Raw genomic sequence first — 25667 nt, forward strand, 5'->3', positions numbered from 1 at the left:
AAACGTGAACGAAGCAAAAAGGCTACGCCCCAAATCAGTGCGGGGGATTTTTGTCGACCTGCCGGCGCGAAAAAGGCCCCGGCAGGTATCCGCCGGGGCCTTTTTGCAGGGCTGATAACGGTACTGACCACGGCTATTTTTACCGCAGCCGGCAGCCCGTTAGAAGAGGAAGTCGAAGCCGATGTTGACCAGGCTTTCCTCGCCCACGGAGTACGTGGCGTTGATGACGGCCTGCTTCAGCACGTCGATCCAGATGCCGCCGCCCACGCCGGTATGGAAGGCGTCGATGCCGGTTTCCACGTCGTAAGGGCTGTACACGCGGCCAGCGTCGGCCAAGCCCATGATGCCGAACTTGCCCGGCAGCAGGTAGGCGTTGAAGGTGAAGAGCTGCACGCGCACTTCGGCGTTGGCGTAGGTCATGCCGCGGCCGGCAAAGCGCGTGCGGCGGTAGCCGCGCAGGTTGGTGGTGCCGCCCAGCGTGTTGGCCTGGTAGAAGCGGTAGTCGCCGAAGTTGCGCGCCGCCCCGATGCGTCCGGCCCAGGTGAGCTGGAAGGGGAAGTTCGGCGACACGTAGAAGCGCACTTCCGAGGCCAGGCGGCCGTACTTGAGCTTCTCGCCGTTGATCTGCGCGTTGTACTCGGCCGAGTTGTACCAGCGCAGGCCGATGCGCGGGTTTTTGGGCGAAGAGCTGGCGTCGAGGTTCAGGTAGGCCCGGCCGCCCACGTAGCGGTTCGTGCCGAAGTCGGACTCCCGGATGCCCGTAGCCGCGCCGGTGTAGCCGTTGTCGAGCCCGCGCTGGATTTCACGCCCGATCTGCGCCCGGTCGATGCGCCACTGGTCGTACTGCGGGCCGAAGCCGAACTTCAGGAAGCTGAACACATCGGTTTCCAGCGTGGGCGAGAAGTTGAAGCGCGAGAAGCGGATGCGGTAGGTGTCGTTGATGGCGCGGTTGCCGAGCGGATTGCCGCTGCCTTCGTTCTGGGCCACGTTGCGGGTGTCGTTGCCCTCCCCGAAGTAGTTGTAGAGCAGCTGCGGGCCGTAGAGCTGCGAGTTGACGCGCAGGTCGTACTTGCCCAGCACGTCGGTAAATACGCCGGTGTAGCGCACGTTGTAAGCGTCGCGGCTCGGCGCGTAATTGGCCACCAGCGTCTGCTCGGTGGCGAATGGCTCGCGGCGGAAGCTGTAGGTGCGCAGCGTGCCGCCGCCCCCGATGAACACGCCGTCGTCGACGTTGTAGCCGAAGTACACGGCCGGCCCGAAGTAGGGCAGCTTGTAGTCCTTCTTGTCGGTGCGCGAGGGGTAGTCATACTGGCTTACCTCGGTGCCGGGCGCCAGGCGCAGGCGCGTTTCCTTGCCCGGCACGATGACGTTGCCCGTATCGGCGTCGTACACCTGCACCGAGTGCGGCCGCAGGAAGGAGCCGCCCTTGGTTGACACGTCCACGATACTATCGCGGTCGGTGCCGCCGATGATGCGCACGCGGATGCTGCTGGGCTGGTCGCCGCTCACGCGGTACGAATCGGTGCCGGCGAAGCCGTAGAGGCGAATTTCCTTGGTGGTCTTGCCGTCGTAGGTCTGCTCCCACAGCGTCTTGGTGGTCTTGCCCTCCTTGTTCACCTTCTTCACCAGCACGCGGGTTTTATCATCCGCGAGGCGCTCCACGAAGAAGCGTTCCTGCTTCTCGCTGCCCTTCACTTCCACTTTCTCGCTGAGCAACTCGGCGTAGTCGGCGGCCAGCTTGGGCAGCAGGTCGCGGCGGCTCTTGAGCTTGGCCGAAATTTCCGGTCCGTGCAGTTGGTAGATGTCAGCGGGCCAGCGTGAGCGAAGCGCCGAGTCGATGACGGCGTCGGTCAGGCGGGCCTTCATGTCCTCGGCGGTTTTCACCCAGTCGGCTTTCGATACCTCGCCCAGAAACACCCGGTCGTTGGCCAGCGCCGTCAGGTTCAGGCCTTTCCAGTCGGCGTAGTCCTCGCCGAAGTTCTGGAAGTTGCGCACGGCCCACTTGCGGCGGGCCAGCCAGGGGAAAAACCCGTCGCCCTTGAAAAAGGCAATGTCGCGGTCTTCGGGCACGGCCGTAAAGGTCCGGTCGCCTTCCTCGTCCTTGCTCTCGGCCCAGCGCCACTGGTCCTCGTGCCGGTCCCAGTCGCCGATCCACATGTCGAACAAACGGGAGCGGGCAAAGGCCTTGGGCCGGATGTGGTTGTCGTTGTCCTGGCGCAGGCGCTCCAGCACCTTGTCGGTGCCCACCAGGTTGGTGGCGTAGCCCAAGGAGGCCACGTTGCTCTGGTCGTCCTTGGCGTCTTCTTCCAGGGCGGCGGGCGTGTTCTGGAAGCGCGCCAGGTACTGGCCCAGCAGCGGATCCTGCGGCACGTAGCGCAGTTCGGGGTTGGTGTGCAGGATGCCGGCGGCCTGGGCCAGCGGCGGAATTACGATGGAGCCGAAGGGGTGCTGGGCCGAAATCTGGTCCTGCAGAATGTCCTTGGCCGCCGACTCGCGCAGGGCCTCGGGCAGCACGGCCGCCGGGTCCTTGTCGAGCCCGCGGATGGTGTAGTTGCGGCCTTCTTCGTTGCGCACCTTCAGCGAAGCCGTCTGCTTGCCCCCGCCGATGCGGTAAGGCTCCAGCCCGCCCTTCTCGGTGGCCAGGTCCAGCACCTTGAACTTGACGGGCGTGGCCCATTCCTGTCGGTAGTGCTTGCCGAAAAAGGCGTTGTGCAGGCCACTGCGCTGGTTGTAGCGCGGGTTTACGGCCACGGTCACGGTGGAGTCGGCGTAGTTCGGGCGGCCCTTAACGTCCACGTTGAAGGGGTCCGGGGCCATGGCTGCGTCGCCGGCCTGGGCCTGCTTGGCGTACATAGCCTGCCGGAACACCAGGTGGCCCGACTCGCCCTTGTCGTTCGGAATCCAGTACTCCAGCCATACCTGGCCGTTTTCGTAGTAGTTCACGCGGGCCCAGCCCTTCTCTTTGTCGGAGAACAGGGCTTCGCCGTCGCGGCCGGTGCGCACGTGCTGGGTTTTGCAGCCCGAGCCGGAGACAATCTGGTGCAGGTCGCCGACTTTGAAGTACTGCAGGTTGTGCTCGTGGCCGGAGGCGTACACCGTGTTCGGGTACTTGGCAAAAATATCCATCAGCCCCTTCTTGTACTGCTGGTACAGCGGGTGCGGAATGTCCTGCGACACCCCGCCGTACTTGCGCGCAAAGGGGTATACCGAGCCGATAATCGGGAATGGGATGAAGGCGTACTTGTAGACGATGCTCAGCGGAAACAGGTGGTCGGCCAGGGTAAAGTAGCCGCCGTGAATGCCGTCGGAGAAAATGGGGTGGTGCGCCACCACCACCACGTTCTTGTTGCGGTGCTTGGCCATCAAGTCCTCCAGCTGGGTGAAGAAGTCGGCCTCGTTGGCCACGCCGCAGCCGCTGTTGGCGCCGTAGGGGCGCTCCGAGCTCTGCAAAAACCACTGCGAGTTGACGGCAATGATGGCCAGGTTGTCCTGCACCAGGATTTCGTAGGGACCGGGGCAGCCGTTGGCCGGGATGTAGAAAGGCCCGGTGCGCGTGAAGGCGGCCGAGTCTTTGTTCATGTAGTCCTCGATAAAGGTCTGGGCCCGAATCACCTGGTCGAGCCCGCCCTTCAGGCCCTGCTTCCAGTCGTGGTTGCCGGGAATCATGTACTTCTCGCCCTTGTAGTTGCGCAGCACATTGATTTGCTCGATCAGGCGCTGCTCCGACACCTTGCGGTCCAGGGCGCCCTGCGGCGGCAGGCCGTACTCGTAGATGTTGTCGCCGAGGTAAATGGTGGTGCTCCGCTCGCCTTCCTTCATGATCTGCTTGCGCAGGAAGTTCAACGACGGTTCGCCGCCTGCTTCGGGCAGGGCAGGCTTGCCCACGTCGCCGATCAGGAAGACGGTGTAGCGCAGGGTGGAGCTATCGGGCGGGGTGAGTTTTTCCCAGTCCTTGCCGATGCCGCGGTAATTGGGGCGTTCGGGGTGCGCGGTCTGGGTTTTGGTGCCTTGGGCGAGGGCCGAAAACCACGGTCCCAGGCTGCCGACCAGCATCAGGAAGCTAGTCAGGAGAAGTCGGCTCATAAGCGGAGAGAGGAGAGAGAAGGTGCGGGAAAGGAGCGGCTGCACGGTCCGGGCCGCCAGGGGCGGCGGGCTCGTCACAAGCCCGATACGCAGCGGGCGGCTCTGGCGTTGGGCGCCGATACGCACGCGGTGGCGGCGGGGTTGGGTACCCCGGCGGAACCTGCGCGCCCGAGTTGCGTTGATATTCCGTTGGCGCGGCCGGCCGCCGCCCGCCTTTGCTCCCCTACATGGAACCGACCTCTCTCCTCAAACCGGCCAAGGCCGAAATCGTCAAGCAGGCCAAAGCGTACGTCGAGCAGCTCTTCGACCAGCGCCTGCCGCGCCAGCTGGTGTACCACACCTTCAAGCATACCAATACGGTAGCCAAAGAAGCCGCTGCCCTCGGCCAGGCCGCCCGCCTCTCTCCTGCCGACCAAGAAGCCCTGGTGCTGGCCGCCTGGTTTCACGACACCGGCTACCTCGACCGCTACGACGGGCACGAGTACCGCAGCATGGAGCTGGCCGAAGAGTGGCTCACGCAAAAAGGGTACCCCGCCGAGCGCATTGCCCTTATTAAGGACATCATCCGGGCCACGCACCGCGACGAACCGCGCGACACCGAGCTGCAAAAGCTGCTGGTGGATGCCGACCTGAGCAACCTCGGCCGCGAGGACTGCCTGGCCGACGCCGAGCTGCTGCGCACGGAGTGGGAAGCCACGCACGGCAAGGTGTATTCCAACATCGAATGGGCCGAGTTTCAGCTGGATTTTCTGCTGCAGCACAAGTATCTCTCCGACGCGGGCCAGGAACGGTACGGAGCCCGGCTCAAGGAAAATATCCAGGAGCAGCGCAAGTCACTGAAGAAGCAGGAGAAGAAGGCCAAGAAAAAGGAGGAGGAAGCCGAGGGCTTCGCCGAGGGCAAGCGCGGGGTCGAAACCATGTTTCGGGCCACCTACAGCCAGCACCAGCGCCTCTCGCAGATGGCCGACCAGAAGGCCAACATGATGATCAGCCTGAACACGGTGCTGCTGTCGGTCATCATCACCTACCTCGGCGCCAAGACGTCCACCATCGGGCCGGCTTTCACCAAAAACCCCGTGCTGGCCGTGCCCATGGGCCTGCTGGTGGCCACAGCACTGGCTTCGGTGGTGACGGCCATCCTCTCGGCCCAGCCCGACGTGACCAGCTTCAAATGGCTGCGCCGCTCCCCGCAGATTGCCACCAACCGCCGCGTCAACCTGCTGTTCTTCGGCAACTTCACCAAGCTCAGCCTCGACAACTTTCAGGAAGGCATGCACGAGCTGATGCGCGACCGGGAATTGCTCTACAACAACATGATAACCGACATTTACTACCTCGGCGAAGTGTTGGCCCGCAAGTACCGCCTGCTGCGCATCAGCTACACCATCTTCATGGTCGGCCTGATCCTGACCGCTCTGGCCTTCGCCATCGTGATGCTGTACAAGGCATAAGGGTGAACTAGTTCACTACCTCAAACAGCCCCGCCAGCTGCCGCACCGACTGGCCCAGCCAGCGGTGCAGGCGGTGGAGCTGGCCTTTGCGCACCAAGCGCCGGGCGCTGGCAATGTGGCCGTAGCGAAACTCCATCGTCACCAAGCAGTGGCCTGCATCGATGGCCTCAAGGCGGAAAAACAGCAGGGCATTGGGAAACAGGCGCCAGTGCGCCACCTTCTCCACGTACTCCATGTGGTCGTCGTCGGTGCTTAGGTGCTGCACCACCTGCAGGTCGATCTGGCCGGTGTACAGGTCCAGCTTGTAGTTGGCGCCGGGGCGGCGGGCTTTGCTCGCGTCGTAGTGCACGGCGCTGGTGCCCGCCAGCCAGCGGGGGCGCTGGCGCATATTGCTCACCACGCGCTGCACCTGCTGCACGGGCGCGGCTACCACGCGTTGCACCTTCACGCGGCAGGCCACGGGCAGCTTGCCATCGACCTCGTCGGCCTGCACCAGCAGCCGCAGCGGGGTGAGGTAGGCATAGAAGTAACGGATTTCGCCCAAATACTCGTAGGCGGTGGCGCTGCGCTGCAGGCGCGTCCAGGCAAAGCAGCGCTCCACTTCGGCGGGGTCCTGGGTGCGGAAGTAGTCCTCGGTAAGTAGCACGTACTCCGAGCCGGCCACGTTGTTTTTGAGCAGGCGGTGCGCCACTATCACGTCGCGGCCCAGCAGCTTCTTAAACTCCCGGATGTCGGCCACGCTCACCCGGCCGTAGTGCCCGATGATTTTAATCGTCAGCCCGGCCTCCTGCAGCGCCGCCGACAGCTCCGAATCGGTGTCGCGGGCCACCACGCGCAGGTAGTTCTGAAAGTCCAGGAAGATGCGCCGGCACTGCTGCACCAGCTCGGCCACCGGCGGCGGTGGCCCGAGGCGGTAAAACAGAATGGCGTCGCCCTGAATTTCGGCCACCTGCAGGTCGGAGCAGTTGGCTTCAATCAGGATTTCCAACAAATCGGCCACCAGATGCGGCGCCTGCGGGTGATTGGCCTCTTCGATAAAGCGCGTAAAGCCGCTGATGTCTGGAATCAGCAGCAAGGCGGGCTGGGTATCGTCGGCCGCCCCGCCCGGCCGGCCCGGCTGGCGCCGGCCGGCGGAGCGGCGGGCCGCGCGCAATTCATCGAGTAGGCCCATAGCGGAGCAGAGGCAGCCGTGGGAAAACCGGCCCCGCCGCCTATACGGCCCCGCCGCCCGGCCGGATACCTACCAAGCTGTTACCTTTTGCTGACCCGACGAAGCCATGGGCATTTGGGCGCGGCGGCGTTTCGGTGTATTTTTGTTGGTACCGCTGAGCCGGCTGCGTAGTTCAACGGATAGAATAGGCGTTTCCTAAACGCTTGATATGGGTTCGATTCCCGTCGCGGCTACCATAAACCGCGTTTCCGTTTTGGAGACGCGGTTTTTATTTTTCAGGGGCGATTTAAGAGACCAGCCAAAGACATTAATGGCCCGACTGTTACTTGCGGTTAACTAATGGCAGTAATTAACTCAAAGGGGAGTGCCCAACTTGACAAGTAACCGCGAGATTAAAGCAATTGCCTCCAGTACCCAACCGTTAGTGCTATGAGCTTCTGAACCTCAACACCAAATCAACAGTCAGCACTTTTTACAGACTCAACCCAGACAATTCTTTATTCAAACCCTTATATTAAACCAGTTAAGTAGTTGTTGAGCAGTTGATTCAACGCCATACAGCGCAGATAGCTCCTGCCGTAAGTCACAAACCCCTTCAGCAAGCAAGCTAAGCTTATGAAGCGTAGACAATTTGTGCATAAGGCCCTAAGCGTTTCACTGGGTACATTGGCTTATCTACCGGGTGAAGCCAGGCAAGCGCGCGGACCAGGCTTCAAGGTACCTGCGGGTGAGGGGCGCTACCGGGGGCACATCCACGTTGGCGGCTTCAACTCCAACATCATTGACGTGAAGATTTCGGGCAAAGACACCAGTGGTGGTTTCGCCGTTTTCGAGCAGCTCAACCGCACGCCGGGGAAAGGCACTCCGATGCATGTGCACCCTAGCCAGGACGAGGTGTTTTATATCTTGGAGGGGGAGTTTTATTTTCAGGTAGGCTCCGATAAATACGCTCTGAAAACGGGCGACACCATCTTTCTGCCGCGCAACGTCCCGCACTCGTGGATTCAGCTTAGCTCCGCAGGCCGCACGATGATGACATTTCAACCTGCGGGTCAGATGGAGGAGATGTTTGTGGCCTTTTCCAACCTGAAAACGCCACCCACTCCTGAAGAAGCCGCCCAGCTGTTTGCCGGTCACGGTGTCCGGATTGTGGGGCCGCCGGTCACGAGAGACTAAGCCAAGCACTACATAGCCCAGCCAGCATAGGACGCATTGAGGGCGAGAGGACGACGTTCCGCATTGGGCGCCGCCGGCTCCTCTCCTGCCCGAGTCAAGGAACACCATTACGTGACGCCAGCAGAACGCTTTCCGGTTGTGCCCCCTTGTTGGTGTATCTCGGGTCGTACTACTGCCGCTAGAGCTACAGAAAAAGGGCTTTCCTGCGACAGGAAAGCCCTTTTTTCGTTTTCAAAAGCAGCGTACACGCCTCTTTTCCGGCTGCGCATTTTGCGCCGCACAGCGGGCTTACTGCCAGCCGCCGCCCAGCGCCCGGTACACGTTCACCGTGGCATTGAGCTGCTGCATCTTGGTTTCGATCAGGTCGAACTTCGATTCCAGGGCGTCGCGCTGGGTGAAGAGCACTTCGGTGTAGTCGGCGCGGGCGTAGTTGAACAGATTGGTGGAAATGCTGACGGACTGATTAAGCGCTTCCACTTCCCGCGCCTTGGCGTCGTAGCTGTTTTGCAGGTTGCTGATGTTGGCCAGCTGGTTGGCTACTTCCACGTAGGCGTTCAGGATGGTCCGCTCGTAGTCGAACACGGCCTGCGTCTGCCGGGCGTTGGCGGAGTAGTACAGGGCCTTGATGCCGTTTTTGTTGATGAGCGGCGCCACCAGGTTGCCCGCCAGCGAAAACAGCATGGACTGGGGCGCGTTGACCAGCAGATCGGGCCGGAAGGCCTGGAAGCCGACGCCCGCATCAATGCTCAGGCGCGGGTAGAAGTTGGCGCGGGCTACGGTCACGTCCAGCTTGGCGGCGGCCAGGTTCTGCTCGGCCTGCCGGATGTCGGGGCGGTTCTGCAGCAGCTGCGCGGGCACGCCGGTCTGCACCGCTTTCGGCACCAGATTGTTGAAGGCCTGGTCGTCGCGCACCACTGGCTGCGGGTAGCGGCCCACCAGGAAGTTGATGCGGTTTTCCGTCTCCGTGATGCGCTGCTGAATCTGGTAGCGCCGCGCGGTGGTGTTTTGCACCTGCGCCTCAAAGCGCTTCACGGCCAGCTCCGTCACCCGGGCCGCATCCTTCTGCAGGCGCACGGCGCGCAGCGCGTTCGTCTGAATGTCGATGTTCTGCCGCACGATGGCCAGCTGATTGTCGAGGGCCAGCAACTCGTAGTACGAGTTGGCTATTTCGGCAATCAGGTTGGTGGTGGTGAAATTCCGGCCTTCCACCGACGCCAGGTAGCGCTTCACGGCGGCCTGGCGGGCGTTGCGCAGCTTGTGCCAGATGTCCACTTCCCAGCTGGCAAAGGCGCCCACCTGAAAGTTGGTCAGCGGGTCGGGCGTGCGCCGCTCGCGAATGTCGACGGCCTCTTCCGTGGCGCCCTGCAGCGTGTAGCGGCCCACGCGGTCGGCGGCGGCCTGCACGCCCAGGCCCACCGAAGGCAGGTACTCACCTTTGCGGGCGCGGATTTCCTGCTGGGCTATTTCGATTTCCTGCCGCGTGATGTTCAGCTCCTGGTTGCGCACCAGGGCCGTATCGATCAGGGCCACCAGGTTGGGGTCGGTGAAAAACTCTTTCCACCGCACCCGTCCCAGGTTGTTCGTCGAATCCTGCGCGCTGCCGGTGTAGGCCACCGGCACCGTGCGATTCTCTTGTTTCTGAACCAGCTGCGGGGTTTTGCAGGCGGCCACCGCTACCGAGAGCGTGGCGGCGCCCAGCACCTGGTACAGGCGTGTCTTAAGCATAAGGCTGAGCTTCTTCTTCTTCAACTAAAACGTGGGGCTCGAACTCGGTCAGCGGGTGCTCGTTCTCGTCCCCGATGAGCTTGCGGCCGTCGGCCAGGGTGCCGAAGATGTAGTACAGGCCCGGCACGATGATGACGCCGAAAATGGTACCGAACAGCATCCCGCCCAGCGCCGACGTACCGATGGTGCGGTTGCCGATGGCACCGGCGCCGTGGGCAATAACCAGCGGAATCAGACCGGCAATGAAGGCAAACGAGGTCATCAGGATCGGACGGAAACGCACCCGGGCGCCTTCGATGGCCGCCTCGCGGACCGACATACCTTCCTCGCGCTTCTGCACCGCGAATTCCACGATCAGCACCGCGTTCTTACCCAGCAGGCCCACCAGCATGATCAGGCCCACCTGGGCGTAGATGTTGTTGGCCAGGCCCATGCCCTTGATGAGCAGGAACGAGCCGAAAATACCGGCCGGCAGTGAGAAGATTACCGCCAGCGGCAGCAGGAAGCTTTCGTACTGCGCGGCCAGCACCAGGTACACGAAGCCGAGTACGATCATGAAAATCACGATGGCCTCGTTGCCGCGCGACACCTCGTCCTTCGAGAGGCCGCCCCAGTCGATGTCGTAGCCGCGGGGCAGGTTTTTGGCCGCCACTTCCTGCACGGCCTTGATGGCCTCACCCGAACTGAAGCCCTGGGCCGCGTCGCCGCGGATGGAGGCCGTGGGGTACATGTTGTAGCGGTTGATTTCGTTGGCGCCCTGGCTCTTCACCACTTTCATGAAGGCCGAGAACGGCACCATTTCGCCCTTGTCGTTTTTCACCCACATGTTCAGGATGTCGCTGGGCAGGCGGCGGTACTCCGGCGAGGCCTGCACGAACACCTTGAAGAAGCGCTGGAACTTGATGAAGCCCAGCTCGTAGGTCGAGCCCACCATGATGCTCAGCGTGTTCATGGCGTTGCCGATGCTCACGCCCTTCTGCATGGCCAGCTGGTTGTCGATCTGCAGCTCGTACTGCGGATAGTTGGCCGAGAAGAAGGTAAACAGCCCGGCCAGCTCCTTGCGCTTCTTCAGCTCGCGCATGAAGTCCTCGTTCACTTTTTCCAGCGCCTTGTAGTCGCCGGTGGCGGTTTTGTCGAGCAGCTGCAGCTGGAAACCACCCGCCGCGCCGTAGCCCGGTACTGCCGGCGGCTCGAAGAATTCGATGGTCGCGCCGGGAATTTCCTTGGCCTTTTCTTCCAGGCCCATCACGATGTCGTGGATGGACTCCTTCCGTTCGTCCCAGGGCTTGAGGTCGATGAGCAGGGTACCGGCGTTGGAGCCGCGGCCCTCGGTGAGGACCTCGTAGCCAGCCAGCGAGGAAATACTTTCGATGCCGGGTACTTCCTTGGCCAGCTGCGAGAGGCGCTGCGACAGTTCGTTGGTGCGTTCCAGCGTGGAGCCGGGCGGCGTCTGGATGATGGCGTAGAGCATGCCCTGGTCTTCGGCCGGGATGAAGCCGGCCGGCAGCGTGCTCGAGATACCGAAAATGCCGAAGCCGAAGATCAGCAGGATGCCGAAGGTGACCACGCGGCGGTCGACAATCTTCTCCAGAATGTTGGTGTAACGCCCCGTCAGGCGCTCGAAGCCGCGGTTAAACCAGTCGATGAAGCGGTTGATAGGCGACTTTTTCTTCGGATGGCTGGGGTCGTGCTTCTTCAGAATCATGGCGCAGAGCACCGGCGTCAGCGTCAGGGCCACGATACCCGAAATGACGATGCTGGAGGCCATCGTGATGGAGAACTGCCGGTAGAAAATGCCCACCGGGCCGCTCATGAAGGCTACGGGCACGAACACGGCCGTCATCAGCAGGGTAATGGCAATTACAGCGCCGCTGATTTCGCCGATTACCTCGCGCACGGCCCCGTATGGAGAGAGGTGCTTTTCCGCCATCTTGGCGTGCACGGCTTCCACCACCACGATGGCGTCGTCCACCACGATACCGATGGCCAGTACCAGTGCGAACAGTGTAATCATGTTGATGGTCATCCCGAAGGCCTGCATGGCAATGAAGGCCCCCACCAGTGACACCGGCACGGCAATAATCGGGATGAGCGTGCTGCGCCAGTCGCCGAGGAACAGGAACACCACCAACGCTACCAGGATAAAGGCGTCGCGCAGGGTGTGAATCACGTTTTCGGTGGAGGCGTCGAGGAAGTTCGAGACGTCGTAGCTGATTTTGTAGTCCATGCCGGGGGGCATGGTCTTCTTCAGCTCATCCAGCTTGTCCTTCACGCGGGCAATGACCTCCTTGGCGTTCGAGCCGTAGGTCTGCTTGAGCATGATGGCCGCCGAGGGGTAGCCGTCGAGGTTGGAGTAGATGTCGTAGAACTCCGAACCCAGCTCCACGTTGGCCACGTCCTTGAGGCGCAGCGTTTCGCCGTTGGCATTGGCCTTGATGATGACGTTCTGGTACTGCTGCACGTCGCTGAAGCGGCCCTGGTAGGTCAGCACGTATTCCAGCGCCGAAGCCTCCTTGCCGTCGGCGCGGCCGATACGGCCCGGCGAACCGATAACGCTCTGATCATTAAGCGCCTCCATCACGTCGTCCACCGACAGGTTGTAGGCGCGCATGCGGTCGGGCTTCAGCCAGATGCGCATGGCGTACTGGCGCGACCCGAGGATGCTGGCGCGGCCGATGCCGTCGATACGCTGGATTTCGGGCAGCATGTTCACCCCCGCGTAGTTGAACAAGTACCGCATGTCGGTATTCTTGTCCTTGCTGTAGAGGTTCACGTACATGAGCATGTTCGGCACCACGCGGTTCACAATCACGCCCTCGCGCTGCACCAGCACCGGCAAGCGGTTCAGGATCTGCGCAATGCGGGTGTTTACGTTTACTACCGCCTGCTCGGGGTCGGTGCCCAGGTTGAACACCACCTGAATGTTGGCCTCCCCGGCCGACACGGCGTCGGAGGTCATGTACTTCATGCCCGGCACGCCGTTGATGGCCTGCTCCAGCGGAATGAGCACCGATTCGGTCAGCACCTTGGCGCTGGCGCCCGGGTACGCCGTGCTCACCATCACCATGGGCGGCGAAATCTCCGGGAACTGGGAGTTGGGCAGGGTATTGATGGCCAGGATGCCCAGGAACATGATTACCACCGATATAACGATGGCAAACACTGGCCGGCGAAGGAATCTGCTGAACATTATAATGCTCTGTTCGTGGCTATTGGGACGTCATGCTGCGCTTGCCGAAGCATCTCGCCGGATAGTCTTTTTTCTATCTGACGAAGCGGTAGAGATGCTTCGCGGGGCTCAGCATGACGTTCTTTTTTGAAGCACTCGGCCCTATTCCGAGTATGCCTGCAGGTGCGGGATAACCTGCTTCGGGTCTTCGTACTTGAAGTCGATTTTGTCCCCGTCTTTCACTTTGCGGATGCCTTCCAGCATGATCTTGTCGCTGGCTTTCAGGCCGCCCGAGACGATGTAGAGCTCCGGCATTTCGGCGGCCACGGTCACCTCGCGCTGGTGCACCTTTTTCTTGTCGTCCACCACGTAGACGAACTTCTTCTCCAGCACCTCGAAGGTGGCTTTCTGCGGAATGATGATGGCGTTCCTGAGCGGCACGGTCATCAGCACCGAGCCGGTTTCGCCGTTGCGCAGCAAGCCTTTGGGGTTGGGGAAAGTGGCCCGGAAGGCGATGTTGCCGGTTTCGTTGTTGAAGTCGGCCTCGATGGTCTGCACCACGCCTGGGTAAGGAAACACCTCGTTGTTGGCCATGCGCAGCTGCACCTGCATGGGGCTGCTGCTCTGGGTCTGGCCTTTATAAGCCAGGTACTCGGCCTCGGGCACGTTGTAGTACACCCACATCTTGCTGTTGTCCGACAGCGTGGTGAGCAGGTCGCCTTCGTCCAGGAGGCTACCCAGCCGGGCCTGGAAATGGTCCATGATGCCGCTGAACGGCGCTCGGATGGTGGTGAAGCCCAGATGCGTCTGGGCCAGGGCTACTTCGGCCTTGGCCTTTTCCAGCTTGGCCTGCGACAGCGCCAGCTCGTTGGGCGACACCACGTTGCCGTCGGCCAGCTTCTTGGTGTTCTTGTACTCGATGTCCACGAACTTGGCCTCGGCCTCGGCTTTCTTCAGCTCGGCTTGGTAGAGCAGTGGCATGATCTGGAACATAATCTGTCCCTCGTGCACCTGCTGCCCCTCGTCGACGAAAATCTTCTGCAGGTAGCCTTTCTCCAGCGCCCGCACCTCGATGTGCTGGATGGAGTGAATCTGGGACACGTACTCTTTGGTGATGGTCGTGTCCTTCTGCAGCGGACTGGTAACCAGGAATTTTACTTTTTCTTCCTTTACCTCTTCGTGTTTCGTGCAGCTGGAGGAGCAGTACAAGAAACCCAAGCTCATACCCATGAGCAGGACTGTTCTTTTCATGAGAACCTTGACAGGCGTTTAGTAATCCGAGAAAATGGGGCTGGACAGGGGGCGCGGCGTGCCAGCAGCCAGAGCGGGCGCGGCAGCGGCCGCCAATGGGTCAACCTGGCTAAGTCGGGGTTGGCTTGCCGGTAGGCCACCGGACAATTGTTTCCACCCCTGAGACTTCATCGAATGGGCAGAAAGGCCTGATCCGTGCTTATACATGCTTCGCAGTCGACTGGACCGGTGCTGCAAGGCGCTTGCTGCCAGCAGAATACCGGCATCAGCGCCACGCAATGCGGGCAGCCCCAAGGGGGGTAATGCCGACGCCGCACCGTTGGTATCGTGTGTTGAGTGCTGCAAAGCAACCACCGCCCACATGAAGAGGCTATGAAAGAGCGGCCTACCTCTATTTACCTATATGTGCGCTGTACGGCCCAGCGAAACTCACCCCGCCGCCAGCTTCGGCGCCGCACACCAGCAAGTATTCCACTAGCATTAGGGCGCGGGCCACTGCAATACACTGGCGGGGTCTTACATTCCCTTTCCCAACAGCGCACTGGCGACGGAGCGCGGCGGCCTGGTCGGAAACCCATACCCGCCCGGGCCAGGCGCCGACCGGCTTCCTCGCTGATACGCAGTACTCAACCGCTCTTCTGCCCACCGGCACGCCCCTGCGTTATAGGCCGCCCCAGCATGTAACCATTCCCCTCCTAACTATTTCCCATCATGCCCTACAACACCAATCCCCTACGCGCCCTCACGCCGCAGGAGCGCCAGTCGCCGCTATCGAAGCTGCTGCTGCAAGGCCGCTTGCAGGACTTTCACCGCTCGTTCGTGCAGAGCCGGGGCCCCGAGCCGCTGCTCACCCTTTACGGCCAGGCCCTGGCGGCCTGGATCGAGCACCCCGCCACTGACGTCGACCACGTAGAGCGTCTGTTCGACCACATCGCCCTGCACGCTCCGGAGGCCGACGCGGAGGACTGGGAGGCATAGCAGGAGCGTCCTGCCTGCCAGCTTAGGAGTTGCGCCGGGCATTTGGCCACTGCTTAACCCACACCTATACCCAACAAAAAACCGCCCCTGGAGCCAGGGGCGGTTTTTTGTTTTTCAGACCATCAAACGATGGGTAGCCTTCGGGCTACGAACGGATGCGCTGCTGCAACAACGCGCCGTATGGGGTTGCCAGCTTAGGAAGCCTGCATGAGGGCGCAGGGGCCCTCAGCCGCTTTCAGGGCGCCGCGGCGCTGCGTGGAAGCGCTGATTTGCCTCAGGGCTTTCTGCACGGTGATGGTGCAGATGCGCTCGGCGTAGCCCAACTCCACTACGCGCTGCGCCAACAGCGGCAGCGTCCAGCGGCGGTGGTTGGCCGGGGCCGGGCCGCGCATCAGGCGGCGCAGCAGCCCTTCCAGCTTCGGAGTGAGCTTGGTGGGGGCCCCGCAACGCGGCACGGCGTGCAGGTAATCGTTGAAGCCCTGCTGGCTAAAGGCCCGGCGCATGCTGTACACGCGGTCGATGCTCAGGCCGAGCAGCTCACCCGATTCCTGCGCCGGCACGTCGGCCAGCCAGTGCTGCAACACCTGGGCGCGGTTGCGCTGTTGGCGGGAAATCGTTTCGGAGCTGATAAAATCGGCCAGATAGGCCTGCTGCTTCCGGGTTAACTGCAAAGAATGACGCTGACGACCCATCGGGAGTAAAATGAATCTGGGGGACCATGAAAAGCACGATGCGGCCAGCGTGGGGCGGGCATCTGCAACTTCCTTGGGGAGGGAAGCCGCAGCAGCTCATCCGCAGCCGAAAACTCCGGCATCGAGGGTTTGATGGCCCGAATCTAGATAGCACTTCAGAATTACGCAAACGTTTGCACAAAATTGCTGGCAGAAATTCATTCCCGCTCGTCCAAGAAGAGGAACCATCTTCAGCTTTACTGTGGAGGTCTGCTTGTGGACTATCAGGGCAATAGTGGCGTTTACAGACTAATTACGATGGTGCTTCTGTCTACTTAAAAGCCTGACGCCAACCGGCAAGCATTTCTTCAACCCGGATTTTTTGACGGCCCGACTCGGCCGCTTTGCTTAATTGCGGTCCGGAACCTTCAACTTTGTGCAAACGGTTGCATAGCTACCTTCAGCCGTCAAGCACCTTTTGCCCATTGCCGTAAGGTTTTTTTGGCCGCGCGGAGCCGGTGCTGCGGCGCCCGTTAGTGGCCGAATTCTCCGAACTTGCCTCCGTTTCCTTTTCCGTCTTTCCTGTGTCAACGCATCGCGCTTCTATCTCGGACCTGGCAGCTCAGCTCAACTTGTCCGTTTCGACTATTTCGCGGGCGCTGAACGACCACCCCAGCATCAGCGACGCTACCAAGCGGCGGGTGTGGGACATGGCCCAGCAGCTGAACTACCAGCCCAACCAGCTGGCCGCCGCCCTGCGCAAGGGCCGCAGCAATACGCTCGGCGTCATCGTGCCGCACATCGACGGGCACTTCTTCGCCCTGGTCCTCAAGGGCATCGAGAACGGCGCCAACCAGGCAGGCTTCAACGTGATGATCTGCCAGTCGAACGAAAACGTGGTGCACGAGAAGAAAAACCTCGATACCCTGCTCAACGCGCAGGTGGAGGGCATTCTGGTGTCGTTGTCGCTGACGACTAAGGACGTCAAGCACTTTGAGGACGTGCGCCGCCGCGACTTACCGCTGGTGTTCTTCGACCGCATCATGGAGTCGCCGGACGTCTCGGCTGTGGTGCTGGATGACTACCAAGGTGCCTACCAAGCCATGCAGCACCTCATCGAGCAGGGTTGCCGCCGCATTGCCCACATCGGCGGGCCACAGCACCTGAACATCTGCAAAAACCGCTACCGCGCCTACCTCGACGCCTTGCGCGACCATAACCTGGAGCAGGACGCTTCCATGGTATACTTCTGCGACCTGACCCTGCCCGAGGGCAAGGTGGCCATGGAAAACCTGCTGAACCAGCACCCTGACCTCGACGGCGTGTTTTCGGCCAACGACTTAGCCCTGGCCGGCGGCATGCAGGTGCTGCGGGCCCGCGGCCGCCGCATTCCGCAGGACGTGGCCCTGGCCGGCTTCAGCAACGAGCTGTTTGCTTCTCTTACCGAGCCCATGCTCACCACCGTGGACCAGCGCTGCGAGGAAATGGGCCGCACGGCCGTGAAGCTGCTGCTGGACATGGTGGCCGAGCAGCCGCGCAAGCTGCCGCCGCGCCAGATTGTGCTGCAGCCCGAGTTGCTGGTGCGCGAGTCGTCGCAGCGCCACGAATAAGCCCTGAGGAACTCACCTAAAAGCGCCCGCCTTCGCCTGCCGAGGGCGGGCTTTTTTGCGCGGGCGCCGGCGCCTGTTAGCTTCGCAGCAGCCGCATCTTGCAGCCCGGTTCGCCGGTCCAGCGTCTGTTGACCTTATTACTTACTCCTCCCCTTCTCTTCTCCGTATGAACCACACCCCTGCCATCGGCCGCTGGCTGCTGGCGGCGCCCCTGCTGGGCGCCATGCTGCTGACGGGCTGCCAGTCCGGCGGCTCTTCCCAGGCCCGGCCCGACGTGCTGCAGGCCAGCCTCGACACCACCGCCCATCCCGGCGACGACTTCTTTCAGTACGCCAACGGCACCTGGCTGAAGCAGCACCCTATTCCGGCCTCCGAAAGCAACTGGAGCATCGGCAAGGAGGTGCAGAACGAGGTGTACGCCCGCCTGCGCGCCCTGAGCGAGGAGGCCGCCAAAGCCAATGCCGCCGCGGGCAGCACGCAGCAGAAAATCGGGGATTTCTGGGCGACGGGCATGGATTCGGTGGCGGCCGATAAGCAGGGCGCCGCGCCGCTGAAGGCCGAGCTGGACCGCATTGCCGCCATCCGCTCCGGCGCCGACGTGCCGGCCGTGGTGGCCCGCCTGCAGCCCATCGGCGTGAATGCGCTCATCGGGCCCTACGTGATGCAGGACGCGAAGAACAGCGAGAAAATGGCGCTGTACCTGTACCAGGCCGGCCTGGGCCTGCCCAACCGCGACTACTACTTCAACAAGGACACGCGCACGCGCAACATCCGCCAGCAATACGGGCGGCACGTGCAGCGCATGTTCGAGCTGCTGGGCCAGGACTCGGTGACGGCCAAGCAGAACAGCGCCCGTGTGGTGGCGCTGGAAACCAAGCTGGCGGCCTCCTCGCGCAAGCTGGAGGACCTGCGCGACCCGTACGCCAACTACAACAAGATGGCCGTGGCCGACCTGCAGAAGCTCACGCCCGGCCTCGATTGGCGCCCGTGGCTGCAGCAGATGGAGCTTAGCAAGGTTGATACCGTCATTGTGGGCCAGCCGGAGTTTTACCGCACGGTGGGCCAGCTGCTGAAGTCGGCGCCGAAGGAGGATTGGCAGGCCTACCTGCAGTGGCAGCTGGCGCACGCCTACGCGCCCAACCTCAGCCGCGCCTTCGACCAGGAAAACTTCCGCTTCTACGGCACCGTGCTGCAGGGCAGCAAGGAGCAGCGCCCGCGCTGGAAGCGCGTGCTCGACGCCGAAGAATCCGCCATGGGCGAGGCGCTGGGGCAGCTGTTTGTGAAGGAATACTTCACACCGGCCACCAAGGAGCGCTACGAAAAGCTCACGCAGAACGTCATGGCGGCCTTCCGCGAGCATATTCAGCAGCTCGACTGGATGAGCCCGGCCACCAAGGAAAAGGCCCTGGTGAAGCTCGGCAAAATCACGCCGAAGGTGGGCTACCCCGACAAGTGGAAGGACTACTCGGCCCTGCCGATTGGGCGCGAGTCGTACGCCCAGAACGTGATGAACGCTAACCGGTGGGGCTACCGCTACAACATCGGTAAGCTGGGCAAGCCCGTGGACCGCACCGAATGGGACATGACGCCGCAGACCTACAACGCGTACTATAACCCCTCCAACAACGAGATTGTGCTGCCGGCGGCCATCTTCGCCATTCCGGGGCTGAAGGATGAAGAGGCCGACGACGCCATCATCTACGGCTACGCCGGGGCCAGCACCATCGGCCACGAACTCACGCACGGCTTCGACGACGAGGGCAGCCAGTTCGACGAGAAGGGCAACCTGCGCAACTGGTGGACCAAGCAGGACCGCGCCGAATTCCAGAAGCGCGTGAACCAGATTGTGCGCCAGTTCAACGGCTACACCGTGCTCGATTCCTTGCACATCAACGGCAAGGCCACGGCCGGCGAAAACATTGCCGACCTGGGCGGCATCGTCATTGCCTACGATGCCTTCAAGAAAACCGAGCAGTTCAAGAAGGGTGAGAAAATCGGCGGCCTCACGCCCCAGCAGCGCTACTTCCTGGGCTACGCCCTGGGCTGGCAGGGCCACCAGCGCGACGAGCAACTGGCCCAGCGCATCATGACCGACGTACACTCGCCGGCGCAATACCGCGTGAATGGCCCCATGGCCGACGTGCCGGCCTTCTACGAAGCCTTCAAGGTACAGCCCGGCCAGAAGCTCTATCGCGCCGACACGGCCCAGGTGCGCATCTGGTAACCAGCTGACATATAATGCTTCGAAAAGCCGGTTGACCTGCGTCAACCGGCTTTTCTATTTTGGTCCCCGCTGCGGCCTGTATAACCCCGCCGCGCCTTCTGCGTCTTACCCGGTATGAGCTCAGTCGCCGTCAGCATCATCATTCCCGCTTACAACGAGGCGGCGGGCATCGGGGCGCTGGTGCGCTACCTGCGGGCCGCTACGGCCGATGAGGCCGCCGAAATCATCGTGGCCGATGGGCAGAGCACCGACGGCACGGCCGAAGCCGCCGAAGCCGCCGGCGCGCGGGTGCTGCAGTGCCCGCAGCGCGGCCGGGCCGCGCAGATGAACCACGGCGCGGCCCAGGCCCACGGCGCCGTGCTCTACTTTCTGCACGCCGATACGTACCCGCCGGCGGGCTTCCTAGCCGACATTCGCCGGGCCGTGGCCGCGGGCTATGGTAGCGGCTGCTTCCGCCTGCAGTTTGACTGCCGGCACTGGTTTCTGCGCCTGAGCGCCTGGTTTACCCGCTTCGAAGCCGAAATGGTGCGCTTCGGCGACCAGAGCCTGTTTGTGCGGCGCGCGGTGTTCGAGCAGGCCGGTGGGTTTCGCACCGATATGGTGGTGCTGGAGGACCAGGAAATCACGCGGCGGCTGCGGCGCTGCGGGCGGTTTGCGGTGCTGCCGCGGGCCGTGATTACCTCGGCCCGCAAGTACCTCGACAACGGCGTGTACCGGCTGCAGTCGGTGTTTTTGCTGATCTGCGTGCTGTACCGGCTAGGGGTGCCGCAGCCACGGCTGCGGCAGGTGTACCGCGCCCTGATCCAGCAGGATAAAATCTGACCGTGCCCGGCGGCATCGGTCAAGCAATGAACAACAGCCCCGGCAACCGGGCATTAAGCGGCAATAGCCGCTGGACCGGTACTACACCATTTGGGCCTTAGTCTGCAGTGCGGAGCGGCTATAGGCTTAGTAGAGGCAACGTCGTTTCGGCGGCGCAGGCGTTTTTCAATCAGCATGCCCTTACCGACCGCTACAGAATGCCCGCCACGGCGCTTACCGTCAGGGCCACTACGGCGGTGTTGAAGCCGAAGGAAATGAGGCCGTGCAGCAGCGCCACCCGTCGCAGGGCCCGGCCGCTGATGCTGATATCCGCCGTCTGGGCCGTCATGCCGATGACGAAGGAGAAATAGGCAAAGTCGAGGTAATCCGGGGCAGATCCGGCCCCGGGAAAGTCCAGGCCGCGGGCGTCGCCGTGGGGGCCGGGGGCGTAGTACAGATGAGCGTAGCGCAGCGTAAACACCGTGTGCATCAGCAGCCAGGCACTCATCACAGCCGTAATGGACAGGGCCGCGTAAGGCGCCAGCGTGGGCCGGGCCAGAGCCCGCACTTCGTCGAGCAGCGCCACCACGGCCAGCAGGCTAGCCAGGGCCGCCCCCACGACAAACACGAACGACCAGGTGCGCCCGGGGTCTTCGCTGGAAGCCACCGCCCGGATGTGGGCGGCCTCGGCCGTGACGATGGCCACCCACATCAGCCCGAGCGAGGTGAGGGCAAATACATCCCAGGCCGCTACCGCCCGGGTTACGCCCGGCAAGTGGCCCGGCAGCCCGACGAAGGCTGCGGCGGCCAGCGCCCCGGCCAGCAGCAGGCGCACCAGGGCCGGAAGCTGCCCCAGGCGGTGTAATCCCCGAAACCACAACGAAGGCATGGCAGCCATAGGACGAAAGCCGCGGACCAGGCACTGCGGCGGGCCGAAGCTACCGGATAATGCCCGAAGCCTCGCCGGCACCGGGCACGCTACACCACCGGGCCGACGGCGGCCAGGCGCGGGGCATCGGCCGCGACTAGCTCGATGCGGAAGGCCGTGCGCCCGGTGCCGGCGTCGGTAGCTAGGCTGAAGGCAAAGTGGTGCTGCAGCAGAATGTCGCGGATCATGGTCAGGCCGATGCCCTGCCCGTCGCGCTTGGTGCTGAAGAAGGGCGTGAACAGGTGCGGCTGCACCTCGGGCGCAATGCCCGGGCCGTCGTTTTCGATGATTACCGTAGGCGGACTAGCGGTGGTGCGCACCCACAGGTTGCCATCCTGTTCGATGGCTTCGAGGGCGTTTTTGCAGATGTTGAGCAGGGCCTGCTCCATTTGCTGCGCGTCGAGGGCCACAAACAGCGGCCCGGGGGCCAGCTCCCAGTGCCACTTGATGCCGCGCTTTTCACTCTGTACCTGCAGCAGGCGGCAGATGGCCCGGAGCTGCTCGTGCACATCAGTAGGGCGCGGCTGCGGCGGGGGCAGGCGCACCAGGTTAGCAAAGCCGGCAATAAAGTTGGCCAGGTGCGTGTTGCGCTGCACCGACACGTCGAGGGCCTCGGTGAAGTCGGCGCGGTCGTCGGCAGTGAGCTGGCCAGCGTAGTAGCGAAACGACTGCAGGATGGAGTTGACGGCGCCGATGGAGTTGTTGATTTCGTGCGACATCATCCGGATCAGCTTCTCGTACGCCTGCTTTTCCTGCCGGATCAGCTCCTGCGTCAGCTCCTCCAGCACGATGAAGTGACGGGTAAAGCCGCGGTCCAGGAAGTGCGAAGTGCTGGCCCGGTACGTCTGCAGGCCCGAGAGCTGCACCACCTGCGGCTCGCCGGGCACGAGGTGGCTCAGCACGCGGCCCCACTCGCCGGGCAGCGCCGCCGGCAGCAGGCCCTGCAGCGCGGCTGCGGGCTGGCCCAGGCAGTGCTCGGCCGCCGGATTCACGCCCTGAATGCTGCCATTAAAATCGAGCAGCAGAATGCCGGCCGGCGACGCATCGATGAGCCGCTCCAGCAAAAAGCTTTTCTCGTGCTGGGTGATGCGCTCTTGCCGCAGCTCGTCAATCATGGTGTTGTAGGTGTCGATGAGCTGGTCCATTTCCGTCTGACCCACCGGCAGGAATTTCATGGTGAAGTCCCGGTCGCGGATGGCCTCGGTGCCGGCGGCAATCAGGTTTAGCGGGCGCACGAAGCCCCGGTACAGCTGCACGCTGAGCACGGCCGTAGCCAACAGCAGGACCTCGGTGGCCAGAAACAGCCATAGGTTGGTTTGGCGGAACTGAAATGCCAGCCCGGCAATGGCCACGTGGACCAGGACCACGAAGAGAATGTACTTGGTGCGAAGGGTCATGCAGCGCGTTCAATAAAGAACGTCCTGTCGAGCGAAGCCGGGACATCTCGCCTGCTGACTCCTGAAAGTAACCTCAACGAGCAGATTACTATCCGGCGAGATGTCTCGACAAGCTCGACAGGACGTTCTTTTTACTTTCCACAAACGTTACTGCGCGGCGTCGAACGGGATATTGAACTTCTCCAGACGGCGGTACAGGGCCCCACGACTCAGGCCCAGGGCCTTGGCCACGCGCGAGAGGTTGCCGGCGTAAAAGTCCACCGTCTTGCGAATCATCTGCGCCTCCAGCTCGTCCAGGGTCATCATGCCCACCTCGGGCAGGGCGCCGGGCTCGGCCTTGGCGGGCAGGCGCTGGGTCTGGGCCTGAAAATCCTCGGGCCCCAGCTCATCCTTGCCGCTCACCAGCACAGCCCGCTCCACCAGGTTTTTCAGCTCGCGGATGTTGCCGGGCAAGGCCTGTTCGCGCAGCCAGTGCAGGGCGCGGGTGTTCACCTTCAGGGCCGGGCGCAGGTAGCTGGTGCGCAGGTTCTGCACGAAGTGCTGCGCCAGCAGCGGAATGTCGTCGGGCCGCTCGCGCAGGGCGGGCAGGCGCACGGTAATGAGGTTGATGCGGTAAAACAGGTCTTCGCGGAAGCGGCCTTCGCGCACTTCCTGGGCCAGGTCGCGGTTGGTGGCGCAGATGACGCGGATGTCGAGCGAGCGGCTGCGCGAGTCGCCGAGCACCTCGTAGGTGCGGTCCTGCAGCACGCGCAGCAGCTTCACCTGGCTGCCCATGTCCAGCTCCCCGATTTCATCGAGGAAGATAGTGCCGCCGTTGGCCAGCTCGAAGCGGCCCTGCCGGTCGGCCTTGGCATCGGTGAAGGCGCCGCGGCGGTGCCCGAACATCTCGCTTTCAAACAGGGAGGCCGAGATACCGCCCAGGTTCACTTTCACGAAGGGCTTATTACGGCGCTGCGAGTTCAGGTGAATGGCCTCGGCAATGAGCTCCTTGCCCGTGCCTGATTCACCCTCGATGAGCACCGAGGCGTCGGTGGCGGCTACCTGGCCCACGCTGCGCAGCACCTGCAGCAACTGCGCGTCCTGCCCCACGATGTTCCTGAAGTTGTACTGCCGGTCCAGCTGCCGCCGCGTCGGGCTGACTTCGTCTTCGGCGTGGGTCGTGTGAGCTTCGGCCAGGCTGATGACGGTGCGGATGGTTTGCAACAGCGAGTCGTTGTTCCAGGGCTTGGTCACGAACTCGGCGGCGCCGGCCTTCATGCCCTCCACGGCCAGGCTGATGGAGCCCCAGCCGGTAATGAGGATGACCGGCACGCGCGGGGCCACTTCCTTCACCTGCCCGAGCAGGCGCAGGCCGTCCTGCCCGGTGGTAGCCAGCGAGTAGTTCATATCCATGAGCACCAGCGCCGGGGGCGTGTCGCGCACCACGCGCAGGGCGTCTTCGGGCGTGCCTACGGCCTTGGTGGCGTAGCCGGCCTGCTTCAGCAGCAGGCTCAGCGAGGTGCGCACCGCAATGTCGTCGTCGACGATGAGTATCATGGAAAGGGAAGGCTGATGAGAGAGAAGCGAAGGACGGAATTTCCGCAGGCAAAGAGAAGCCCGACGGGCGCAGGGCCAGGCGCAATGGAGCGGCCACCAGCCGCCGCAACAGCGCAGGATCAGGGTCCTCGGGCGGGTATTTCATTACTTCGGCCAGTCTCACCAAGCCCGTAATTTTCCCAGTGCCCGAGGGCTCCGCGCCTGCGCTGTTGCGGCTAGCTGCAAAGTCGGCGGCTTATTCTTCGCGCAAGGCCACGGCCGGATGAATGCGGGCGGCCAGGCGGCTGGGCTGCCAGGCGCACACGGCGGCCAGCACGAAGATGATAACCGATGCCAGCAGCATGGACAGCAGGTAAGCCTGCGCGGCCACGTCGAAGGCGCCCAGCAGCGGAAACTGCACCGCAATGAGCAGGCCCAGCGTCACGCCCATGGTGGTGAGCACCAGCATTTCGCCCAGGAACTGCCAGCCGATGCCCGCGCCCGTGGCGCCCATGGCCCGGCGCAGCCCGATTTCGGCCCGGCGCTGGCTGATGTTGTACCACAGCACGCCGAACAAGCCCAGCGCTACGTTCACAATCAGGAACAGGCCCACCACTGATAAGGCCGCCAGCGGGGCCACCGTCACTTTCATCTTGTCGATGCGGTCGGCCTCCAGCGTGTACACCTCGGTGCTCCACTTGCGCGTGACGCCGGCCACCGTGCGCACTATTTTCTGCTGCAGCTCCGGGCCCTGGCCCGGGGCCACGCGTACCAGCACGGCGGCGCCTTCCCACTGGGTGGTATCGTGGGGCTCAAGGCGCATCCACATGCTGGGGCTGTAGTCGCTGAACTCGCTGTGCATGCGCGCACTCTCCACCACGCCTACCACCTGGTACTCTTCCTTGTCGTCCTCCCTGCCTGGGTGGGGCTTAGGGCGGAGGATTTTGCCGAGCACGGGCGCATTGGCCCCGAACACTTTTTCGCGCATGTTCTGCGAAATCACCGTGGGGCGGCGGGTGGAGGCGTCGTCGGAGCTGCGGAACCAGCGGCCCTCGCGCAGCTGCAGGCCCATGGTGGCCAGGTAGTGGTCATCGGCGTCGTAGCGGTCTACGCCGTCGAGGTAGATGTTATTCGCGCCGTACTCGCCGTTCATGCTGATAAAGCGGAAGGGCGTGTTGGGGCTGGTGAGGGTGAGCTCCTGCACGCCGGGCAGGGCACGCACCTGCCGCAGCACGTCGTCGAGCACGGGGCGGGGCATCTTCTCGCCCTGCCCGGCGGCAATGTTGAGGCGCCACACCTGGTCGTGGCGGAAGCCCTGCGGCAGCAGGTAGTTGCGGCCGACGGTAACGAGGATGACCCCGACGCCGAACAGCACGATAAACGAGAGAAGGACTTCCCCGATGAGCAGCACGTTGGTGCGCTTGCGGTTCCAGATCAGGCGAAACAAATGGCGAAGCATGGCGCGGATTCAGTTGTCAGTTGCTGGGTATTAATTGTCGGCGGGAAGAGGCGAGCAG

General features: G+C 62.9%; 16 protein-coding genes and 1 tRNA gene. 7 read left to right on the plus strand and 10 right to left on the minus strand.

Going from position 1 to position 25667, the window contains the following annotated elements; genetic code table 11:
• Positions 1 to 159: 159 nt before the first annotated feature.
• On the minus strand, positions 160 to 4083 hold the full coding sequence (locus tag B0919_RS16205) for a metallophosphoesterase (protein WP_254846597.1): 3924 nt from the start codon (positions 4081 to 4083) through the stop codon (positions 160 to 162).
• A 227-nt stretch (positions 4084 to 4310) separates the two neighbouring features.
• On the opposite strand from B0919_RS16205, the gene B0919_RS16210 reads away from it, so the two are divergent.
• Positions 4311 to 5534, plus strand: a complete 1224-nt coding sequence (locus B0919_RS16210) for a Pycsar system effector family protein (protein WP_078013327.1) — start codon at positions 4311 to 4313, stop codon at positions 5532 to 5534.
• Between the two features lie 7 nt (positions 5535 to 5541).
• Here the strand turns inward: B0919_RS16210 and B0919_RS16215 are convergent, their stop codons facing one another.
• Entirely contained in the window at positions 5542 to 6705 is a 1164-nt protein-coding gene (locus tag B0919_RS16215; RefSeq protein WP_078013328.1) for a DUF2652 domain-containing protein, read from the minus strand.
• 161 nt (positions 6706 to 6866) lie between these two features.
• Here B0919_RS16215 and B0919_RS16220 point away from each other — a divergent pair.
• Positions 6867 to 6941: transfer RNA gene (locus B0919_RS16220), tRNA-Arg, on the plus strand.
• 379 nt (positions 6942 to 7320) lie between these two features.
• Positions 7321 to 7881: a cupin domain-containing protein gene (locus B0919_RS16225; RefSeq protein ID WP_078013329.1), complete on the plus strand. Its 561-nt coding sequence runs from the start codon at positions 7321 to 7323 to the stop codon at positions 7879 to 7881.
• Positions 7882 to 8169: 288 nt separating this feature from the next.
• Here the strand turns inward: B0919_RS16225 and B0919_RS16230 are convergent, their stop codons facing one another.
• From B0919_RS16230 to B0919_RS16240, 3 genes are all read right to left on the minus strand, one after another.
• Positions 8170 to 9606: a TolC family protein gene (locus tag B0919_RS16230; protein WP_078013330.1), complete on the minus strand. Its 1437-nt coding sequence runs from the start codon at positions 9604 to 9606 to the stop codon at positions 8170 to 8172.
• Entirely contained in the window at positions 9599 to 12796 is a 3198-nt protein-coding gene (locus B0919_RS16235) for an efflux RND transporter permease subunit (RefSeq protein ID WP_078013331.1), read from the minus strand. Before B0919_RS16235 ends, B0919_RS16230 begins: the two co-directional genes overlap by 8 nt.
• 141 nt (positions 12797 to 12937) lie before the next feature.
• Positions 12938 to 14026, minus strand: coding sequence for an efflux RND transporter periplasmic adaptor subunit (locus tag B0919_RS16240; protein WP_078013332.1), 1089 nt, complete (start codon positions 14024 to 14026; stop codon positions 12938 to 12940).
• 711 nt (positions 14027 to 14737) lie between these two features.
• On the opposite strand from B0919_RS16240, the gene B0919_RS16245 reads away from it, so the two are divergent.
• Complete coding sequence (locus B0919_RS16245) at positions 14738 to 15004, plus strand: hypothetical protein (RefSeq protein ID WP_078013333.1); 267 nt, start codon at positions 14738 to 14740, stop codon at positions 15002 to 15004.
• 194 nt (positions 15005 to 15198) lie between these two features.
• Here B0919_RS16245 and B0919_RS16250 read toward each other — a convergent pair whose 3' ends face one another.
• Entirely contained in the window at positions 15199 to 15675 is a 477-nt protein-coding gene (locus tag B0919_RS16250; RefSeq protein WP_078013334.1) for a hypothetical protein, read from the minus strand.
• Between the two features lie 584 nt (positions 15676 to 16259).
• Between B0919_RS16250 and B0919_RS16255 the strand changes: the two genes are divergently transcribed.
• The 3 genes from B0919_RS16255 to B0919_RS16265 all read left to right on the plus strand — a co-directional run bounded on the left by B0919_RS16255 (position 16260) and on the right by B0919_RS16265 (position 20331).
• Entirely contained in the window at positions 16260 to 17285 is a 1026-nt protein-coding gene (locus tag B0919_RS16255) for a LacI family DNA-binding transcriptional regulator (protein WP_176133085.1), read from the plus strand.
• A gap of 166 nt (positions 17286 to 17451) precedes the next feature.
• Positions 17452 to 19509 carry a M13 family metallopeptidase gene (locus B0919_RS16260; protein WP_078013336.1) on the plus strand — a complete coding sequence of 686 codons (2058 nt, stop codon included), beginning with the start codon at positions 17452 to 17454 and terminating at the stop codon, positions 19507 to 19509.
• A gap of 114 nt (positions 19510 to 19623) precedes the next feature.
• A complete protein-coding gene (locus B0919_RS16265) occupies positions 19624 to 20331 on the plus strand; it encodes a TIGR04283 family arsenosugar biosynthesis glycosyltransferase (protein WP_078013337.1) in 708 nt (235 codons plus the stop codon).
• Between the two features lie 190 nt (positions 20332 to 20521).
• On the opposite strand, the gene B0919_RS16270 is transcribed toward B0919_RS16265, so the two are convergent.
• The 4 genes from B0919_RS16270 to B0919_RS16285 form a co-directional block, all read right to left on the minus strand.
• Positions 20522 to 21208, minus strand: coding sequence for a DUF1345 domain-containing protein (locus tag B0919_RS16270; RefSeq protein WP_078013338.1), 687 nt, complete (start codon positions 21206 to 21208; stop codon positions 20522 to 20524).
• 80 nt (positions 21209 to 21288) lie between these two features.
• Positions 21289 to 22635 carry a sensor histidine kinase gene (locus B0919_RS16275; protein ID WP_078013339.1) on the minus strand — a complete coding sequence of 449 codons (1347 nt, stop codon included), beginning with the start codon at positions 22633 to 22635 and terminating at the stop codon, positions 21289 to 21291.
• Positions 22636 to 22782: 147 nt separating this feature from the next.
• A complete protein-coding gene (locus tag B0919_RS16280; protein ID WP_078013340.1) occupies positions 22783 to 24171 on the minus strand; it encodes a sigma-54-dependent transcriptional regulator in 1389 nt (462 codons plus the stop codon).
• Between the two features lie 235 nt (positions 24172 to 24406).
• Complete coding sequence (locus B0919_RS16285; RefSeq protein WP_078013341.1) at positions 24407 to 25609, minus strand: FtsX-like permease family protein; 1203 nt, start codon at positions 25607 to 25609, stop codon at positions 24407 to 24409.
• Positions 25610 to 25667 lie beyond the last annotated feature (58 nt).

Origin of the sequence: Hymenobacter sp. CRA2, from assembly GCF_002007105.1 — a bacterium.
Lineage (GTDB): Bacteria > Bacteroidota > Bacteroidia > Cytophagales > Hymenobacteraceae > Solirubrum.

Bases quoted from the DNA above. Each gene is read 5' to 3' on its own strand.
- B0919_RS16205 (WP_254846597.1), bottom strand. From the start codon at position 4,083: ATGAGCCGACTTCTCCTGACTAGCTTCCTGATGCTGGTCGGCAGCCTG.
- B0919_RS16210 (WP_078013327.1), top strand. From the start codon at position 4,311: ATGGAACCGACCTCTCTCCTCAAACCGGCCAAGGCCGAAATCGTCAAG.
- B0919_RS16215 (WP_078013328.1), bottom strand. From the start codon at position 6,705: ATGGGCCTACTCGATGAATTGCGCGCGGCCCGCCGCTCCGCCGGCCGG.
- B0919_RS16225 (WP_078013329.1), top strand. From the start codon at position 7,321: ATGAAGCGTAGACAATTTGTGCATAAGGCCCTAAGCGTTTCACTGGGT.
- B0919_RS16230 (WP_078013330.1), bottom strand. From the start codon at position 9,606: ATGCTTAAGACACGCCTGTACCAGGTGCTGGGCGCCGCCACGCTCTCG.
- B0919_RS16235 (WP_078013331.1), bottom strand. From the start codon at position 12,796: ATGTTCAGCAGATTCCTTCGCCGGCCAGTGTTTGCCATCGTTATATCG.
- B0919_RS16240 (WP_078013332.1), bottom strand. From the start codon at position 14,026: ATGAAAAGAACAGTCCTGCTCATGGGTATGAGCTTGGGTTTCTTGTAC.
- B0919_RS16245 (WP_078013333.1), top strand. From the start codon at position 14,738: ATGCCCTACAACACCAATCCCCTACGCGCCCTCACGCCGCAGGAGCGC.
- B0919_RS16260 (WP_078013336.1), top strand. From the start codon at position 17,452: ATGAACCACACCCCTGCCATCGGCCGCTGGCTGCTGGCGGCGCCCCTG.
- B0919_RS16265 (WP_078013337.1), top strand. From the start codon at position 19,624: ATGAGCTCAGTCGCCGTCAGCATCATCATTCCCGCTTACAACGAGGCG.
- B0919_RS16270 (WP_078013338.1), bottom strand. From the start codon at position 21,208: ATGGCTGCCATGCCTTCGTTGTGGTTTCGGGGATTACACCGCCTGGGG.
- B0919_RS16275 (WP_078013339.1), bottom strand. From the start codon at position 22,635: ATGACCCTTCGCACCAAGTACATTCTCTTCGTGGTCCTGGTCCACGTG.
- B0919_RS16280 (WP_078013340.1), bottom strand. From the start codon at position 24,171: ATGATACTCATCGTCGACGACGACATTGCGGTGCGCACCTCGCTGAGC.
- B0919_RS16285 (WP_078013341.1), bottom strand. From the start codon at position 25,609: ATGCTTCGCCATTTGTTTCGCCTGATCTGGAACCGCAAGCGCACCAAC.